At 47.6% G+C, this 17,704-nt stretch carries 10 protein-coding genes; 4 read left to right on the top strand and 6 right to left on the bottom strand.

Translation table 11 applies throughout. The features are described 5' to 3' along the window. Window positions 1-2: 2 nt before the first annotated feature. Complete coding sequence (locus tag MKY19_RS01370) at window positions 3-953, bottom strand: ABC transporter permease (RefSeq protein ID WP_042123467.1); 951 nt, start codon at window positions 951-953, stop codon at window positions 3-5. Window positions 954-1,022: 69 nt separating this feature from the next. Next, complete coding sequence (locus MKY19_RS01365) at window positions 1,023-2,639, bottom strand: ABC transporter substrate-binding protein (RefSeq protein ID WP_076299927.1); 1,617 nt, start codon at window positions 2,637-2,639, stop codon at window positions 1,023-1,025. A gap of 328 nt (window positions 2,640-2,967) precedes the next feature. Between MKY19_RS01365 and MKY19_RS01360 the strand changes: the two genes are divergently transcribed. Further along, the gene (locus tag MKY19_RS01360) at window positions 2,968-4,608 is read left to right on the top strand and encodes a glycosyltransferase (protein ID WP_339799797.1); all 1,641 of its coding nucleotides are present in this window, start codon (window positions 2,968-2,970) and stop codon (window positions 4,606-4,608) included. A 92-nt stretch (window positions 4,609-4,700) separates the two neighbouring features. Here MKY19_RS01360 and clpB read toward each other — a convergent pair whose 3' ends face one another. The 3 genes from clpB to MKY19_RS01345 all read right to left on the bottom strand — a co-directional run bounded on the left by clpB (window position 4,701) and on the right by MKY19_RS01345 (window position 9,973). Then, on the bottom strand, window positions 4,701-7,343 hold the full coding sequence (gene clpB / locus MKY19_RS01355) for an ATP-dependent chaperone ClpB (RefSeq protein WP_339799795.1): 2,643 nt from the start codon (window positions 7,341-7,343) through the stop codon (window positions 4,701-4,703). A gap of 979 nt (window positions 7,344-8,322) precedes the next feature. Next, the gene (locus tag MKY19_RS01350) at window positions 8,323-9,330 is read right to left on the bottom strand and encodes a DnaJ C-terminal domain-containing protein (protein ID WP_339799793.1); all 1,008 of its coding nucleotides are present in this window, start codon (window positions 9,328-9,330) and stop codon (window positions 8,323-8,325) included. 175 nt (window positions 9,331-9,505) lie between these two features. After that, the gene (locus tag MKY19_RS01345; RefSeq protein WP_339799791.1) at window positions 9,506-9,973 is read right to left on the bottom strand and encodes an Hsp20/alpha crystallin family protein; all 468 of its coding nucleotides are present in this window, start codon (window positions 9,971-9,973) and stop codon (window positions 9,506-9,508) included. Between the two features lie 342 nt (window positions 9,974-10,315). Here MKY19_RS01345 and MKY19_RS01340 point away from each other — a divergent pair, with 342 nt between their 5' ends. Both MKY19_RS01340 and MKY19_RS01335 read left to right on the top strand, forming a co-directional pair. Further along, entirely contained in the window at window positions 10,316-11,959 is a 1,644-nt protein-coding gene (locus MKY19_RS01340) for an SWIM zinc finger family protein (RefSeq protein WP_339799789.1), read from the top strand. Then, a complete protein-coding gene (locus tag MKY19_RS01335) occupies window positions 11,956-14,976 on the top strand; it encodes a DEAD/DEAH box helicase (protein ID WP_339799787.1) in 3,021 nt (1,006 codons plus the stop codon). The genes MKY19_RS01340 and MKY19_RS01335 overlap by 4 nt, the downstream gene beginning before the upstream one ends. Before the next feature lie 102 nt (window positions 14,977-15,078). Here the strand turns inward: MKY19_RS01335 and MKY19_RS01330 are convergent, their stop codons facing one another. Next, window positions 15,079-15,882, bottom strand: a complete 804-nt coding sequence (locus MKY19_RS01330; protein WP_339799785.1) for a hypothetical protein — start codon at window positions 15,880-15,882, stop codon at window positions 15,079-15,081. Window positions 15,883-16,374: 492 nt separating this feature from the next. On the opposite strand from MKY19_RS01330, the gene hflX reads away from it, so the two are divergent. Beyond that, entirely contained in the window at window positions 16,375-17,640 is a 1,266-nt protein-coding gene (gene hflX / locus MKY19_RS01325; RefSeq protein ID WP_339799783.1) for a GTPase HflX, read from the top strand. Window positions 17,641-17,704 lie beyond the last annotated feature (64 nt).

The raw sequence follows: 17,704 nt of genomic DNA, 5'->3' as shown, positions 1-17,704 counted from the left end.
GGTCACCTCGTTAATTTAATTCGTGGGTCCACGAAGCTATATAGAATATCCGCGACCAGATTACCGATGATCAGCATTAAAGAGGAGAATAGAGTAATTCCCATAATCACGGGGTAATCCATCCCTTTAACTGCAGTCATCCCCAAAGAGCCAATACCTGGCCATGAAAATACTGTTTCTGTAACAATTGCGCCTGCCACCAGATCACCCATAGACATCCCGAGCAATGTAATTACAGGAAGCAACACATGCTTCATTACATGACGGAACAGAATCGTTGTCTTGTTAGATCCAAAAGCATATTGAATCTGCACGTACTCTTCTTTTAGCTGTCCAATGGTACTAGAGCGAATGTATCGCACATAACCAGCCAAGAATCCAAAAGCAAGCACGGTGCAAGGCAGGATACCATGCTTGAATACATCAAACGCCGATTCCACACCAATCGTTCGCATCCCCATAATAGGAAGCAGATGCAGCTTAATCGCGAATAAGTACATTAGTAAGATGGCAAGCCAAAACAAAGGCACGGATATTCCGACATAGGATAAGAAATTAATCAGCTTATCTACCCAGCGGTTCCGGTTTGCTCCAGCAATAAGACCGAGTGGAATCGCCAGCAAAACAGCGAGACCGATCGCAGAACCCATCAAACCTGCCGTTGCAGGCAGGCGTTCTAGAATTTGATCCAATACTGGCTGATGATTCACTAGGGAATAACCGAAATTCCCCTGTAATATTTCTTTAATCCAGATTAAATATTGAATGTAGGCTGGCTTATCCAGCCCAAGGTTATGCCGGATGCGCTCAATATCATCTGCGTGCATATTCGGCGTAACAAAGGATAATACCGGATCCCCCGGAGCCAGCTTAATCATCGCAAAGCACACAACCGAAACAAAAAACAACATCGGCAGGGTTTGCAGTAATCTTCGGACGATAAGTTGTCTCATACGTTTATTCTCCCAGTTCTGTATCGGTAAAAAAGTAAGCTGGATAACCCAGCTTACTTTTTCCCGTTTTTATTTAAGGTAGATTTTCGATAAATCTTCAAAAATAACGACAGGCTTCAAGACTGCTTCTTCTAGACCGCCGTAGTTCTTGGAGACAGCTACAATAGTCTTAGTATTAGCAATTGGATAAATCGGTGCATCGTCAGCAATGATCTCTTGGATCTTCTTATAGATCTCACCACGTTTAGTCACATCTGCTTCTCCTGCACCTTCATTGAACAACTTATCGACTTCAGCATTATTATAATGCGAGTAGTTAGAGTCAGCAGTAGAAGTATACAAAATTCTGTAAGCATCAGGATCGTAACCCATAATATAACCTGCAATCGCAAGTTCAAAATCTGTTGAATTCATATCGCTGAACTTCTGACCATATGCCGAGGCATCCATATTTTGCAGTTCAACTTCAGCGCCAATGGCCTTTAGCTTTTGCTGCACGTATAGTGAAATAGCTTCCTGAGCTTTATTACCGCTCGATACAATCAATCTCAATTTCAGATCGCTAACCCCTGCCGATTGCAGAAGCTCTTTCGCTTTTTCCACATCATTATCGAAAGAAGGTACGTCATTAGTATAGAACAATGCATCCGGAGTCAAGAATGACTTCGCCGGGTCAGCATACTCGCTAGAGGAATAAGCAGCCTGAATGATTTCATCACGGCTTAGTGCTAGAGACAAGGCTTGACGAACTTCTTTTTTAGCAAGAGCACCTCTATCGCTGTTCGCGTTGAACAACAGGTACGACAATCGGCCTTCACTATAAGGAAGAATTTCGAAATTGTTCGAAGCTTCAATCGTTCCAACATCCTGTGGATCTAGATATTTAATGTTGATCTCACCACTCTGAAGTGCGAGATTCGCAGCATTCGTATCTTTAGCAATCCGGTACGTAACAGAATCAAGATGTGGTTTGCCGCCAAAGTAGTTATCAAATCTTTCTAATGTAACATATTCGCCCGCTTTATATTCTTTAAATTTAAATGGTCCAGATCCAACAGGATTAGCATTCTTGGTGCTTTTCTCTAGATCCGTCTCATTTTCAAAAATATGCTTTGGAATCGGAAATACTTGCACTAGTGTAGCTTCAAAAGCTGGGCTGACCTGCGGAAGCTTGAACTCTACGGTCAGATCATCCACCTTAACGGCCTTAACGGGTTTATCACCGATGAATAAGTTCGCTCTCAACATGCTGTTTTGCTTCTCATCGAGGATGCTATCAATCGTGAACACGACATCGTCAGCAGTAAGCTTTTCTCCGTCATGCCATGTCAGTCCGCTTTTCAGCTTCAACGTATAAGTCAGGTTATCTTCTGAAAGGGTCAGGCTGTCTGCCAAGTAGAAGGTCTTCTTACCATCATTTACTTGGAACAGTGGAGCATAGAGCGCTTGGTCAATCGTAAGACTGACACGGTCACCCGCGTAGTTCGGATTTAGAATAACAGGATCAGCAGCGACTCCAATAATCAAGTTGCCCCCATCTTTTATCTCAGTGCTTGCTGTCGTTCCATCATTAGTAGCAGGTGTCTGATTTGTATTTGTAGAAGTGGCGGTGTTCCCTCCGGAGCACGCACTAATCAAAAATGTTAACAAAATCAAAGTAATAACTCCAGATAATCCTTTACGCATAAGTTTCTCCCCCGTATTCTATGTTCTGCGTTGCTTGTGTTTTTTATATTGTATATCGGAATACTAGGAATTACAATGGATAGCATTTCACATTAATGTAATATTGAGGGAATCGATTGATGGTTTATCCATAGCGCTCATCCTTTGCTGTTCATATTGTCATCTAATTATTCGGTTATTGTACAGCAGATCGTTACGAATTAATACATCTAATACTCATTTACTTTACAGAACTTTGAAAAATAAGGATTATTGCCGCTCTCCTGTAAATATATTGAGAACATAAGGATCATCCAAGGAAAGAGGGGCGTTCCCCAAGGAGGCGGCAATGACGGAAAACAAGATTCGCGTATTGATTGGCAGTCCAATCCACCAGAAGCCTATGGTTTTAAAAGAATTTCTGAATTCCCTGCTTCGTCTGAATATTGCCGATATTGAGCTGGATTTCCATCTAGTTGATGATAATGATGATGAGGAGTCAAGTCGGCTGCTCCAGGAATTCCAAAGCATGGGTGATCATATTTATCTTCAGAGCTCCGGCTTTCACGATGCGTATATTCGCAATGATACTACCCACTTTTGGAATACCAACTTAGTCTGGAAAGTAGCCAATTTTAAGAACCTCATGATCAACCGCGCCCAAACCTTGAACTATGATTATTTATTCCTTATTGACTCTGATCTCATTCTCCATCCTGATACCCTCAGACATCTAATAGGTACGAACAAGGATATTATTTCAGAGGTATTCTGGACGCAGTGGCAGCCAGAGACTATGTTTCAGCCGCAGGTATGGATGCACGACGAATACAATCAGTGGGAGCTACTGCCCGGTGAAAAACTGCAACCAGAGGAGATTAATCGCAGATTTCATGAATTCATAGCAAAGATGCGGATTCCCGGAATCTATGAGGTAGGCGGACTCGGGGCTTGTACATTGATTAGTCAGCATGCGATAAAAGCTGGAGTTAGCTATAATCAAATTCGCAACATTTCATACTGGGGAGAAGACCGTCATTTCTGCATTCGTGCCGCTGCCCTTGGCATCCCCTTGTTCGTCGATACCCATTATCCGGCGCTACACTTGTATAGAGACAGTGATTTGAGTAAAGTAGAGGATTTCATCAAAGAAACTACGGAGACCAAAGCTGAAACCACTGATACTGAGAACAGTTCATCTACGGACGAAGTACCTGCATCAGTAATGCCGACACCCACCACAGACAACCCAGACAACGAAAGCTCCAAGGAGACAGTCCCCCCAGCCAGAAAGCGGCCCAAGCTAACCCTCACCATGGTTGTGAAAAATGAAAGTGGACGCTTTCTGCGGCAGGTTCTGGAAGAGCATCGCAAATACATCGACGAGGCCGTCATTATCGATGATGGCAGCACCGATAATTCAGCAGCTATCTGCCTGGAGGTGCTTGAAGGCATTCCCGTCCATCTCGTGCACAATACCATATCCAAATTCAGCAATGAAATTGAGCTGCGAAAGCAGCAATGGGAAGAGGTTCTGAAGACGAAGCCCGAGTGGATTCTGAGTCTGGATGCAGACGAAATCTTTGAAGCGAGCTTCGCGGCAAATATCGAGCCCTTGCTGTACGCTGACGAGGTCGATCTATTCTGTTTCCGTCTCTACGATTTATGGAACGCCACTCATTACAGAGAAGATATTTACTGGCGCTCTCATATGAACTACCGTCCTTTTCTGCTTCGTTATAAAGAAGACTTCAACTATGTATGGAATGAATCTCCACAGCATTGTGGGAGATTCCCGGAGAATGTCTTCGAGCTTCCCCACCAGCTAAGCAACTTGCGACTCAAGCATCTAGGCTGGTCGAAGGCAGAATTCCGCTTAGAAAAATATCTGCGTTACATGCTCCTTGATCCCGATGGCCAATACGGCTGGAAGGAGCAATACCTGTCCATTCTGGATGAACACCCTCATTTAATACCTTGGGTGGAATGAGTGTAATCATAAAAAGGACGTCCACAAAACCTTAGTGGCTTTGTGGACGCCTTTTATTTTTACATAGTACGATCCGTTTTGCTAACTTCTTCTTATTCAGTACGCTGTGGTTCATCGAGATCTGGTTTCATAATGCTCACCGTCAGGCCGCCACCGGATTCGTCTACTTGAATCACCGTACCTTCTGCGGCTTCACCAGCAATGATCGCACGTGCCACACGTGTCTCCAGACTTCGCTGGATGAAGCGTTTCAGCGGTCTCGCCCCATACACTGGATCAAAACCTTCCTTAGCGATAAAGCGTACCGCGGGCTCAGTTAACTCAAGACCAATTTCCCGGTCAGCAAGACGCAAACGTAATCCGTCCACCAGTTTGTCCACGATTTTCTCGATCTCGCCCAGGGTCAACGGCTTGAACATCACAATATCGTCAACACGGTTCAGGAACTCTGGACGGAAATGACCAGTTAGTTCCTTCATTACGCTATCCTTGGCAGCCTCCGTAAGCTGACCCTTCTCATCGGTGCCTTGAATCAGATGTGGCGAACCGATATTTGAGGTCATGATAATGATCGTGTTCTTGAAGTCGACCATCCGGCCTTGTGAATCGGTCAGCCGTCCATCATCAAGCAGCTGCAGTAGAATATTAAATACATCGGGATGGGCCTTCTCCACTTCATCGAGCAGCACTACTGTATAAGGCTGACGCCGTACAGCTTCTGTAAGTTGGCCGCCCTCCTCATATCCAACATATCCCGGAGGTGCACCGACTAGGCGAGAAACACTATGCTTCTCCATATACTCCGACATATCGATACGGATCATGCCATCTTCGCGATCAAAGAGAGAAACCGCGAGTGATTTAGCCAACTCTGTCTTCCCTACCCCAGTCGGACCGAGGAACAGGAAGGAACCGATCGGCCGATTCGGATCTTTAATCCCGGCTCTTGCCCGAAGCACGGCATCGGCCACCAAGCTGACAGCTTCATCTTGGCCCACAACTCGTTCATGCAGCGTTTCTTCCAGACGCAGCAACTTATCCCGTTCGCCTTCAACCAGTCGGCTAACCGGCACACCCGTCCAGCGCGATACAATATCTGCGATTTCCTCCTCAGTTACAGCTTCACGCAATAATCTTGTATCCTGATCCTGCTGTGCCGCTTCTTCCGCTGCTTTCAATTGCCGCTCCAGATCAGGAATGATGCCGTAGCTCAATTCCGCCGATTTATTAAGATCGTATTCCTCCTGTGCATCGACCAGATCCTTACGGGCTTGCTCCAGCCGTTTTTTGAGGTCGCGGATGCCTTGAATCGCTGACTTTTCTTTCTCCCAACGCGCCGCCATCCCAAGCTGCTTCTCCTTGAGATCGGCGAGTTCACGTTGTAAGATTTCCAGACGGCGTTTGCTGGCGTCATCCGTTTCTTTTTTTAGCGCTGCTTCCTCAATCTCCATCTGCATCAGACGGCGGGTCACTTCATCCATCTCACCCGGCATGGAATCAATCTCTGTACGGATCATGGCACAAGCTTCATCCACTAAGTCGATCGCTTTATCCGGCAAAAAACGATCCGTAATGTAGCGGTTAGACAGAACACCTGCAGCGACGAGGGCGCTGTCATGGATTTTGACTCCATGATGGACTTCGAACCGTTCCTTCAGACCGCGTAGAATGGAGATCGTGTCCTCTACATCCGGTTCGCTGACTAGCACCTGTTGGAAACGACGCTCCAGCGCAGGGTCCTTCTCAATATACTTGCGATATTCATCGAGCGTTGTGGCACCAATACAGTGCAGTTCGCCGCGAGCCAGCATCGGCTTCAACATATTGCCCGCATCCATCGAGCCTTCGGTTTTACCTGCGCCTACAATCGTGTGCAGCTCATCAATAAAAAGAATAATACGGCCGTTACTTTCACGAACTTCCCTAAGTACCGCCTGCAAGCGTTCCTCGAATTCACCTCGGAACTTCGCGCCTGCTACAAGGGAACTCATATCCAGCGAGAAAATCGTCTTGTCCTTCAGCCCCTCCGGCACGTCTTTGCGTACAATCCGGTGAGCCAAGCCTTCCACAATCGCTGTTTTACCTACACCTGGTTCACCGATCAGCACAGGGTTATTCTTCGTTTTACGGGACAGAATTCGGATCACACGACGTATCTCAGCGTCACGTCCGATGACTGGATCGATCTTACCCGCGCGAACCTCTGCTACAAGATCACGTCCGTATTTCTCCAGCACCTCATAAGTAGCCTCCGGCTCCCGACTCGTTACACGCTGATGCCCACGAATCTCAGCAAGTATAGACATCAGCTTCTCGCGTGTTAATCCACGACTGACAAAAAGATCACGCAGCTCACGATTATCCCTGCTCGAATCCGACACCATGGCCAGCACGGCATGCTCCACCGAAACAAACTCGTCTTGCATCTTCGCTGCTTCTTTCTCCGCCTGTTCCAGCAGATGAATCAGCGATTGCGAGGCATAACGCCGTACTGTGCTTGCTCCTGATCCGCTTATGCTCGGCTTACGCTGAAGCAGTTCATCCGTGCTACGCAGCAGCTCAGCTACGGGGACGTTCATCTTTTGCAGCAATCTTGGTAGCAAGCCTTCTTGCTGCTGGAGTAACGCTTTTAACAGATGGAGATTATCGATCTCCTGATGTCCGCTTTCTGAAGCCAGCGACTGCGCCGCAGCCACTGCTTCCTGCAGCTTTTGAGTAAGTTTATTGAAATCCATAGCTCTCTCACCTTTCTATTTAAGAATGATATATGGGATCGGCCGTTTTGGCCGGGATAGATTAATTTAGCGGGATTAATACCGCTGAATTGGGGCGGATGGGCCGTATTTGGCGTTATCTGCGGGATTAATACCGTTCATTTCGGGTGATCAGCCACATTTGGCATAATCTACGGGATTAATACCGCACATTTGGACGGATGAGCCGCATTTGACGCTATCTGCGGGATTAATAGCGTTTATTTGGACGGATGGGCCGCATTTGGCGCTATCTGCGGGATTAATACCGTACATTTAGAGTGATCAGCCGAATTCGGCGCTATCTGCGGGATTAATACCGTACATTTGGACGGATGAGCCGCATTTGGTGCTATCTGCGGGATTAATACCGTACATTTGGACGGATGGGCCGCATTTGGCGCTATCTGCGGGATTAATACCGTTCATTTCGGGTGATCAGCCGAATTCGGCTCATTCTGGGGTATTTTTACCCCTCTTTTCGCTCATCGAGCCAAATCCGGCTCATTCTGGGGTATTTTTACCCCTCTTTTCGCTCACCGAGCCAAATTCGGCACGATCTGGGGTATTTTCACCCCTCTTTTCGCTCATCGAGCCGAAATCCACGCATTCTGGGGTATTTTTACCCCTCTTTTCGCTCATCGAGCCAAATACGGCTCATTCTGGGGTATTTTTACCCCTCTTTTCACTCATCGAGCCCAATACGACTCATTCTGGGGTATTTTTACCCCTCTTTTCGCTCATCGAGCCAAATCCGGCTCATTCTGGGGTATTTTTACCCCTCTTTTCACTCATCGAGCCGAAATCAGTACCTTTAGAACACTTTTACCCTTCCTTTTCCCGACACTTCTTACAGGTCTCTACTATAGTTAGTTTCTAATTAAGTTACTTTTCTACTACTAGCACTCTATTCACCAGCCACATTCGATCACGAACATACAAAGTTACCTCTACCTACCTATTAATTACCCACTTTTGCCTTCGGGCGCTGCGCACTAGCGCTTTGACGTTTAGCTCTAGCCTCGAAATTACTGGATTCAGCCAGTTTACGGTACAAATTCTTCTCCGCTTCGCTGGTTGACACAGGGACAACAATCTCAATACCAAATAAAATATCACCGTTCGCACCATTCTCACGCTTCAAACCTTTGCCTGGGATACGCAGCGTTTTACCACTTTGAATTCCTGCAGGAATCTTCAATTTCACGGCACCGCCACCCGGTAATGGAACCTTCACCTCACCACCCAATACCGCTTGCCATGGAGCAACTTCAACTACACCGTATAAATCGCCAGCTCGAAGCTCGTATATATCATGAGGAAGAATATGAAGTGCCAGCAGTATATCGCCACCTGGAGCTATGCCACTCTGAGTGGTTCCTGCGATTTTTAAAATCATACCTTCACTAGAACCCGGGGGAACTTGAACGTCCACAGTTTTATCACCGATCTGCACTCTTACAGTTGCTCCCTTATAGGCCTGCTCCAACGTAATATCCAGCTGCGCCTGCGTCGTACTGCGCGCCTCACCCCATGGATTGCCGTTCGCACGCCCACTACTACTACTAGAAAAGAAATCAAAGCCAGCGCGATCCGCCGATCCCCGATTCCCAAAAAACATTCCGAACAAATCTTCCTCCGAAATGCCAGAACCTCCTGCAGAATAAGTCCCACCGTTCCAGTTTCCACCAAAGTTTGAATCCCACGAAGAGGCCCCGCTCGACGCACCTCCACCAGCTCTACCACGCTGAGCCCCATAAAGCAGCTCCTCATCGTAAAGCTTGCGTTTCTCCTCATTGCCCAGCACTTCATAGGCTTCAGCCGCTTCTTTGAATTTCGCCTCTGCCTCAGAGGCTTTGTTCACATCGGGATGCCACTTCTTGGCTAGCTTTTGATAAGCCTTTTTAATTTCCTGTTTAGTTGCTGTTTTGCTCACACCCAAAGCATCATAATAGCTTTTGTTAGCCATTCGGATTCCTCCTTTCAACGCTTTATTAAATACAACTCATCGTACGATTCCGAGAAAAGACGCACCATAGCCGGAATCCTCCACTACAATGCGCCTTTTATTCATAACACTATATTAAAAGCTCGCTGCCTATCTCTAAGATGCTGAGCGGAAACTATTACCGCCTAAATTATGCTTATTCAGACTGCGATGCGCTAGAATCTCCGTCTTGAATCTCAATGCGTTTCCCTTGTGGTTTTTGCTGTTTTGGAACTTCCAGCTTCAGTAATCCGTCTTTCAAAGACGCGCGAATCTTTTCCACTGCAATATCCTGAACATAGAATCTGCGAACATATTCACCATATCGACGTTCTCTACGTACAATTTGATGATCCTTGTTCTCCTCCGCATTCTCTTCCTTCCGCACCGCTTTAATCGTCAAGTAAGGGCTGGCATAATCAATGTCGATTTCTTCTTTTTTAAAGCCAGGAAGTTCAGCTTCAATCAGGTAAGCCTGCTCACTCTCGCGAATATCCGTTCTGAAGGACATCGTGGAGCTCTTGATCGGTGCAAAAAAATCATCATTAAAAACATCATTCAAAGACTTAGCCAGCATACCAAAAGCATCATCTCTACGTTTACCAAAAGGAACCAAATCAAACATTATCCATTCTCCTCTCATTGACTTTGACTTTATTTGACCTATGACCTTATTATAGTCCCCTATCAGAGGAATAACAAAACCGATTTAAGCGAATTTCCGGTCAAATTCAGGCAAATCAGCTGATTTAATGCTACAAATTTTAATATTTTTAATGTTTTGACCTTTTTTGACCTTCGTTTGATCTATACTTCAAAATTCAGCACGATTAGTATATGTTTAGGCCCCACGTTCCATACAAGCCAGCAATTTCGCTTTCATTACAACGCCAAAACATCCTACTCAAAAAGAAATGATATAATGAAGGTCAAATAACGACCATTTTTCTTACGGGAGACCAATTGTATGCAACCAACCTATACTATGGATGATACGCAGTGGAGTAAGCTCATCCAGAATGTCGCCTATTATTTCGATGACCTCACCCTCAAACGAGGGTTCCAATATTATAAGCAAAGCCGTATTCGTTCGTTCACTATGACGGAGCCGTCTAAGATCAATGCCCTTGTTGAAGGTAGAGAGGATTACCGCGTTACTATTGATCTGGACAGCTTCACTCGGTGCCATTGCAACTGCCCTGTTTCAGGTCATTGCAAGCATATGGCCGCTGTGCTGCTCAGTTTTGCTGAACAACAGAATAGGTCTGTACAAGTTCTAGCTAACGCCAAAGCCGCATCTTTTCTCCCAAAAACATCAAGTAGTTCACCTGTCGGAACCGATGGAAAGCACCAGCAGCAGCTAAAAGAACATGCCAGCCGGATCGCTGACGGAGGCATCACGGAGTGGCGCGAGTATTTTGCGTTCTGCATCACGCCTCTGGCACATACCACTCGGAATCCTGAATATGTGGATCGAGCATTATCTTCCATTACTAAATTTAAGCCGAAGTTATCACCGGAAATGGACAAGCTATTTACCCTGCATGCCCATCTTTTTCTTCTAGAAAAGCTGGCTAAGCCTTCCGCCAATCTACCCGGTCAGGTCGCCTTCACCTCATCACTCGGCTATTACACGCAAGTAGCGGTCTCTGAGCTACAGGAAGCAATCACACGTCTGTTAAAAAGCACACTCCCGCTGTCTCCCGAGCAAGAGCAGGAATACGATCTGTGGCCGCATATCATCGAGACCCTCTCCTACTTGCGGCGTGAGATGTTGACGGAGTCGCGCGATCGCTTGCGTGATCAGCCCTCTTTTTCACTGTGCTATGACCTGCTGTGGAGAAACTGGATTTATCCGAATACCGGTGGAACTAAGCTTTATCTGGATGAAATCAAACAGCTTCAGCAGGCAGAAAGTGAATTAGGCGCTTCCCTGTCACGCCATGCGTGGCTGTTAGCCCAGAGCCGCATGTATTTTTATCTGAAGGATGACCCAAAGGCATGGGAATTACTGAATAAAGCTGCCGAGCGCCCAGGTCTCCATCCTGATGAGCTTATGAGCTTCACCTCCCCGCTTCTGGATGCAGGTGAATGGTCACGCTTGGTGGGCTGGCTTGCTCAGATCGGTCCACTGCTGAGCAGCAGACTCTATAATCTGAATAACTATTCGAACAGATGGGAAGAGGCCGTTCGCCATCTTCCTGAAGCTGAGCCGCAAATGTGGAATACATTAGCCACCATGTTACCTATCTCTGGAGAAGTATACGAAGAGAAGTTAATTACCTATGAAAAATGGCAGACATGGATGGATTATCAACTGTCCATCGGTAAGCTGCCTTCCGAATTTCGTGTTACAGACCTCCAGCCTATGGAGAAAAACGCACCTGAAGTTCTGCTCCCCTTCTACCATCAGGCCGTCGAAAGATTTGTGCTGGATAAGAATAGACATAGCTACAAGGCGGCTGTGAAACTATTGAAGCGATTATCCAAGCTGTATAAAAAAATGAAACAAGAAGAACGGTGGGAAGAGTTCCTCATTGCCTTCACCACAAAGCACAGCAGACTCCGTGCGCTGCAAGAGGAGCTTCGGAAAGGAAAGCTAATACCATGAACATGCATTTGCGCACGCTGACCATCCGGCTTGCATTAAGCCAGTATGGCGACGCTTTATTATACGGATTGAATGAAAGAGAAGATCTCGTGCCCGGTTTGCAGCTTAAACAGCGGTTATTCGCCTGGCATGAGGCGTCTTTTTATGGAACGGAGTTAACGGTTCAACCAGCTGGTGAAGGTGTAGAGCTAGTGATTCTACCTGCGGAGCAGGTCATCCCTTTCTTTGCAGAGCAGAAGCTGCTGGTGCACATCGAATGGAACTGGGAGGGCGATGCGGCTCACCTGACTGAACTGGCACCACTTCTGGCTATATGTCTGGAGCACAAACAGTATATTCCCGATATCTCCGCTTATCGTGCCGGGAGGTTGCAATGGACCTGGGATGAGGGCGCTTTGGCGCAGGTGGCAGTGGAGAATGACACTGCCAAAGGGGCTCTTGAGGCGCTAAATGGCGGCAGCGAATTTAGCCGTGGGTTACGCGCGGCGTTCTCCGCCGCCGTATCGCAGAGGTATTACAGCACGGAGGCCGAGGCAGGCGACCTCCGGAGCGAGTACCCGCTTCTATTCGATAGAAGCGGGGCCCTTGCAGCGGGCATGGATACCGCTGCATGGCTTATCGCCATTGGCTGGAAGGCGGATACCGCGCCTTTCCGGCCTGCACTTCAGCTGCTGGAGCCGGAAGGGGATGAATCCCCTTGGCGGCTCCAGCTGATCCTTCAGGACAAGCGCGATGAATCCGCGCTTGTTCCCATCAGGCTCGCCGATGATGGCGAGCCGCACGGCTTGTGGCCGACAGCATGGTCGGCCCACGTGCACGAACGCGCCGCGGGATGGCTGGAGCGCCTCCGCGGCAGTCTGCCGCCCGCGCGCTTCGCGGCGGGCGGCGACGTGCTGGCCGAACCGCTCAGCGATGCCATCGCTTGGCGGTTCTTAACCGCCGAGAGCCAGCGGCTGCTGGAAGCAGGCTGGCAAGTGCTGTTGCCGGCGTGGTGGGAAGCCGCCAGCCGAAAAAAACCGCGCCTCCGCGCCAAGATCAGCTCCGGCGAGGACAAACGCAGCGGCGGCGAGTCGCTGTTCGGCCTCGATTCGATCATCGATTTCGATTGGCGAATCTCCATCGGCGACGTCGACCTCACCGAAGCTGAATTTGCCGAGCTGGTCGCAAGAGGAGAACGACTCGTCCGCTTCAAAGGCAAATGGGTCTCGCTCGATCCCGCGCTGCTGGCGCAAATCCAAAGAGCCATGGCTGGTATGGACAAGTCGCAAGGCTTATCTTTCCAAGATGTGCTTCAGCTTCATTTGCTGCAAGCGAGTGAGGAAGCTGATGCTGAGGCTACAGAAGAGCAGCTTCAAGAGGATGCTGCGCGCCTGCGGCTCGAGGTAGAGCTAAACGAGCATTTGATCAGCCTCATTGGTCAGCTCGGCCAGCGCTCACAGTGGCCGAAGCCTCCAGTGCCCGCAGGACTCCAGGCAGAGCTACGCACCTATCAGCATGAAGGATATGCTTGGCTGACTTTCCTGCGTCAATTCGGTTTGGGGGCTTGTCTAGCCGATGATATGGGGCTTGGCAAGACCGTCCAACTCATCGCATATTTACTTCATATCAAAGAAAATACCGATCCTAGCTCATCCCGTCGCCAGACCGACCCTCCGGGGTGGCCTGCTCTGATCATCTGCCCTACCTCCGTGCTGGGCAACTGGCAGAAGGAATTGCAGCGCTTCGCGCCTTCTTTGAATGTGATGCTTCACTACGGAAGTCGCCGTCTGGACGCAGGATTCTTCTATGGCGCTGCTTCGCAAGCTGACGTGGTACTCACCTCTTATGCGACTGCAGCGCTTGATCAGGAGTTGCTGAAGGAATTCACTTGGGCGGCGATTTGCCTGGACGAAGCACAGAACATCAAAAATGCTCAAACGAAGCAGTCGGTAGCTGTGCGCAGCTTCCCCGCTTTACACCGGATTGCGCTGACAGGAACACCTATAGAGAACAGATTATCCGAGCTGTGGTCCATTTATGATTTTATAACCCCAGGTTATCTGGGTAGCGCCAAAGCCTTTAACGACCGATTCAGTAATGCCATTGAGAAGGAACGCGATGAGAAACGTACAGCGGACTTACAGAATCTCGTGAAGCCGTTCATGCTACGCCGTAAGAAAAAGGATCCTAACATTCAGCTCGATCTTCCAGATAAAAACGAGATGAAGACCTATGTCCATCTGACAGCTGAACAAGCTGCGCTCTATGACCAGACCGTAAACGGACTGCTCGACCGTATGCAGAAGTTGGAAGGTATTGAGCGTAAGGGCGCTATTCTTGGGGCTTTGACAGGACTTAAGCAGCTATGTGATCACCCGATGCTTGTGACTAAGGAGGCCCTCCCTGAAACCGATTCGGATAATAAACTGGATACCAGTCTACTCATTAACCGTTCCTCTAAACTTGAAAGACTGCTGGATATGGTTAAGGAACTGCGTGCAGAGGATGAGCGCTGTCTCATCTTTACGCAATATGTCGGGATGGGAAAAATGCTTCAGGCTGTTCTACAGCAGGAGCTTGGGGAGCCTGTCCTTTATTTGAACGGAAGCACCTCCAAACAGGCGCGTGACCGAATGATTGAGCGATTCCAGACGCCTGCACCTTCCGCGGACGAAGGGTCCAGACGTCCAGATGCACCACCGTCTGATCAGCCGAATGTATTCATCCTTTCTCTCAAAGCCGGAGGTGTCGGTCTGAACTTAACCGCAGCCAATCACGTATTTCACTTCGATCGCTGGTGGAATCCGGCCGTTGAGAATCAGGCGACAGACCGCGCCTATCGGATGGGCCAGACGCGTGATGTACAGGTGCATAAGTTCATCGCTCTCGGGACGCTCGAAGAAAAGATTGATGAGATGCTGGAGAGTAAGCAGCAGCTAAGCGATAATGTCATCTCCAGCTCCGAAGGCTGGATTACCGAGCTGTCTACTGAGGCTTTGAAAGACCTCTTTACATTACGGCGAGGCTTAACAGACTAATCTTAACGCTTGCAACGACCATCAAAAGGAACATTCGCATCTACGCGGATGTTCCTTTTTTCAATCACTAGAATTTATCTTCATTACTGGATTAAAGAACGCTCACCATTGCTCGGACATCTTAAAGGTGACTGCGAGATCATCATCACCTGAAAGTGAGTTAACCACCAGAGTAACCGGCTCATTCTGAAGCTCGTAAGAGAGTCGCTCGTTAAGCAAATTAACAGCCAAATTCGCATAAGCACCGGAGATTCCCGATCCTGTACCTTGCATAATCACCTTTCCACCCGTGACCGTAGTGCAGGTGTAATTCACCAGCAGTGCCGTGTCCGTGACAGGAATATCCGTAGTTGGTGTTGGGAAATTTTCGAATGTCCCATCCAGAGTGCCACCTGCGATGACCATATATCGCACAGGTCTTTTGGATAGAATATCTAAAGCCGCCGGTCTAATCTCAGCCGCAAGACCTTGTGGAATAGTAAAGGCAGAACTCCTCATAAAGCTAATCGCCGCGAAGTCAGTCGATGTAACCGATACGTTATCACGGATTTCCGAGGTTATACGGCTTACTTGAAACACTTCCAGATTAACAGCCGTCCAGACACCGTTCACATCCACAAGAAAAACCTGAATCTTCAATTGTTCCTGTGAATACACAAAATTAAATTGGAATAAATCCTCTACAATCGTGTAGGTCTTGCTTGACGTTTCCTGATATTGCAGCTCAAATAATTCTTCAATAAAGACTGTCTGAGGACTTGCACTATTGGCTAAACCCGTTAAATAACAAGCCGCGCCAGCTAATCCATTGTTAACCACTTTGATCACAACTTTATCTATTGGACGAGTACCGTCGACAGGTAAATTAATGATGGTGTTTGTAGAGAGGACAGGCAATGTCTTCACACCTCCTATTCATATCAAATTATATATATATGGTATGCAATCATTTTTTAGAATTCTTGGATTGATATTAAAATAGAGATGTGCTCCACCGAGCATAAAATATAGATTTGCCACCAAATAAAGGATGTGGTAAACTCGACTTAACTTTTTATGAACGGAGGGTTACGTGTGATAGACTTTATCCGAGTTAGAACTTTGCGCGGCTAATTGAATAGCGCTAAAGCTCTGCCCATGTGCAGAGGACTCAGGATAGGTCTACCCATTTAACTCCATAGAAGCCAACAAACCAACTGCTGCTCGTAAGGGATTAGGTTATCATTTCCCTACGCCCCAGCCGTTGTTTAATTCGATATATCTATGGAAGACCCTAATGTCGTAATGGAGATTTCTCCTTACACATTTGTTCTGACGTCCTCTAACGAACCGTAAGCACAGGCAGATGTCCTGTGTTTTTTTGCGTTTACTATTTACTACTGGAGGATGAATAAATATATGGAACAACTACGAGAAAAAGCTATTATAGTCGGTGTCCAGCTACAAAACGAAACAAACTTCGATTATTCGATGGAAGAACTCAGTAATCTGGCAGCTGCCTGTGACCTAGAAGTTGTCGGAGAACTTAGTCAGAAGGCAAGCCGGATCAACCCTTCCCACTATATCGGCACAGGCAAAATCCAAGAAGTATCTGCGCTCTTAGAAGCACATGATGCTCCTATTGTTATTTTTAATGATGAGCTGTCTCCTTCACAGATTCGCAATTTGGAGTCTTCTCTAGGCCGTCAGGTCATTGATCGAACGATTCTGATCTTGAATATTTTCGCAGAAAGAGCGAAGACCAAAGAAGCACAACTGCAAGTAGAAGTAGCCAAGCTGCAGTATATGCTGCCCCGCCTGACAGGTCTCCGAGAATCCCTCGGAAGACAAGGCGGTGGTGCTGGGCTGAAGAACAGAGGCGCTGGTGAAACGAAGCTGGAGCTGGATCGCAGAAGAATAGAAGAACGTATTTCAGCGTTACAAGTTGAGCTTCAACAGCAAGTAGCAAGGCGCCAAATTCAGCGGAAGCAGCGGCATAAGAATGAGATTCCGGTCGTCTGTCTCGTCGGCTATACGAATACCGGCAAGTCCAGCTTAATGAATGTGATCGTGGAGACGTATCATCCCGGCTCTAATAAGCAAGTGTTCGCCAAGGATATGTTATTCGCTACGCTGGAGACATCCGTTCGGAGCATTGAGCTACCGGATCACAAAACCTTTTTATTAACAGATACCGTCGGATTCGTCAGCCAGCTTCCCCATCATCTGGTCAAAGCCTTCCGCTCCACGCTCGAAGAGGTGACCGAAGCTGACTTATTGATTCACGTAGTCGATATTTCCGATCCGCAGCATGAGCAGCATATGGCCGTCACTGATGAGACTTTGAAAGCGCTCGGCGCGGACCAAATTCCAACGGTTTATGCCTACAACAAGGCTGACCTAACTGACTTGCCTTACCCTCACCTTGAGGGTGACAATGTCTATCTCTCTGCCAAACAAAATAGCGGAATAGCTGAACTTACAGATCTGATTCGCAGCCATGTGTTTACGGATTATGTACAGTGTGAAATTCTGATTCCATTTGATCGCGGCAATGTGGTCTCCTATTTCAACGAGCATGCCCATGTTCAATCCACTAGCTATGAAGAAACAGGCACACGGCTTGCGCTAGAATGTAGAAAATCTGATTTCGAGAAATTCCGCAACGACTTTGTTGAGCTTTAGGCTATTAGACACAGCAAAGGGGCTGTCCCATAAGTCATAAATGACTCAGGGACAGCCCCTTCTT

Origin of the sequence: Paenibacillus sp. FSL R5-0744 (assembly GCF_037972555.1) — a bacterium.
GTDB lineage: Bacteria > Bacillota > Bacilli > Paenibacillales > Paenibacillaceae > Paenibacillus_AQ.
Note: the sequence above shows the minus strand (reverse complement) of the source record. Positions and strands in the feature narration are given on the sequence as shown.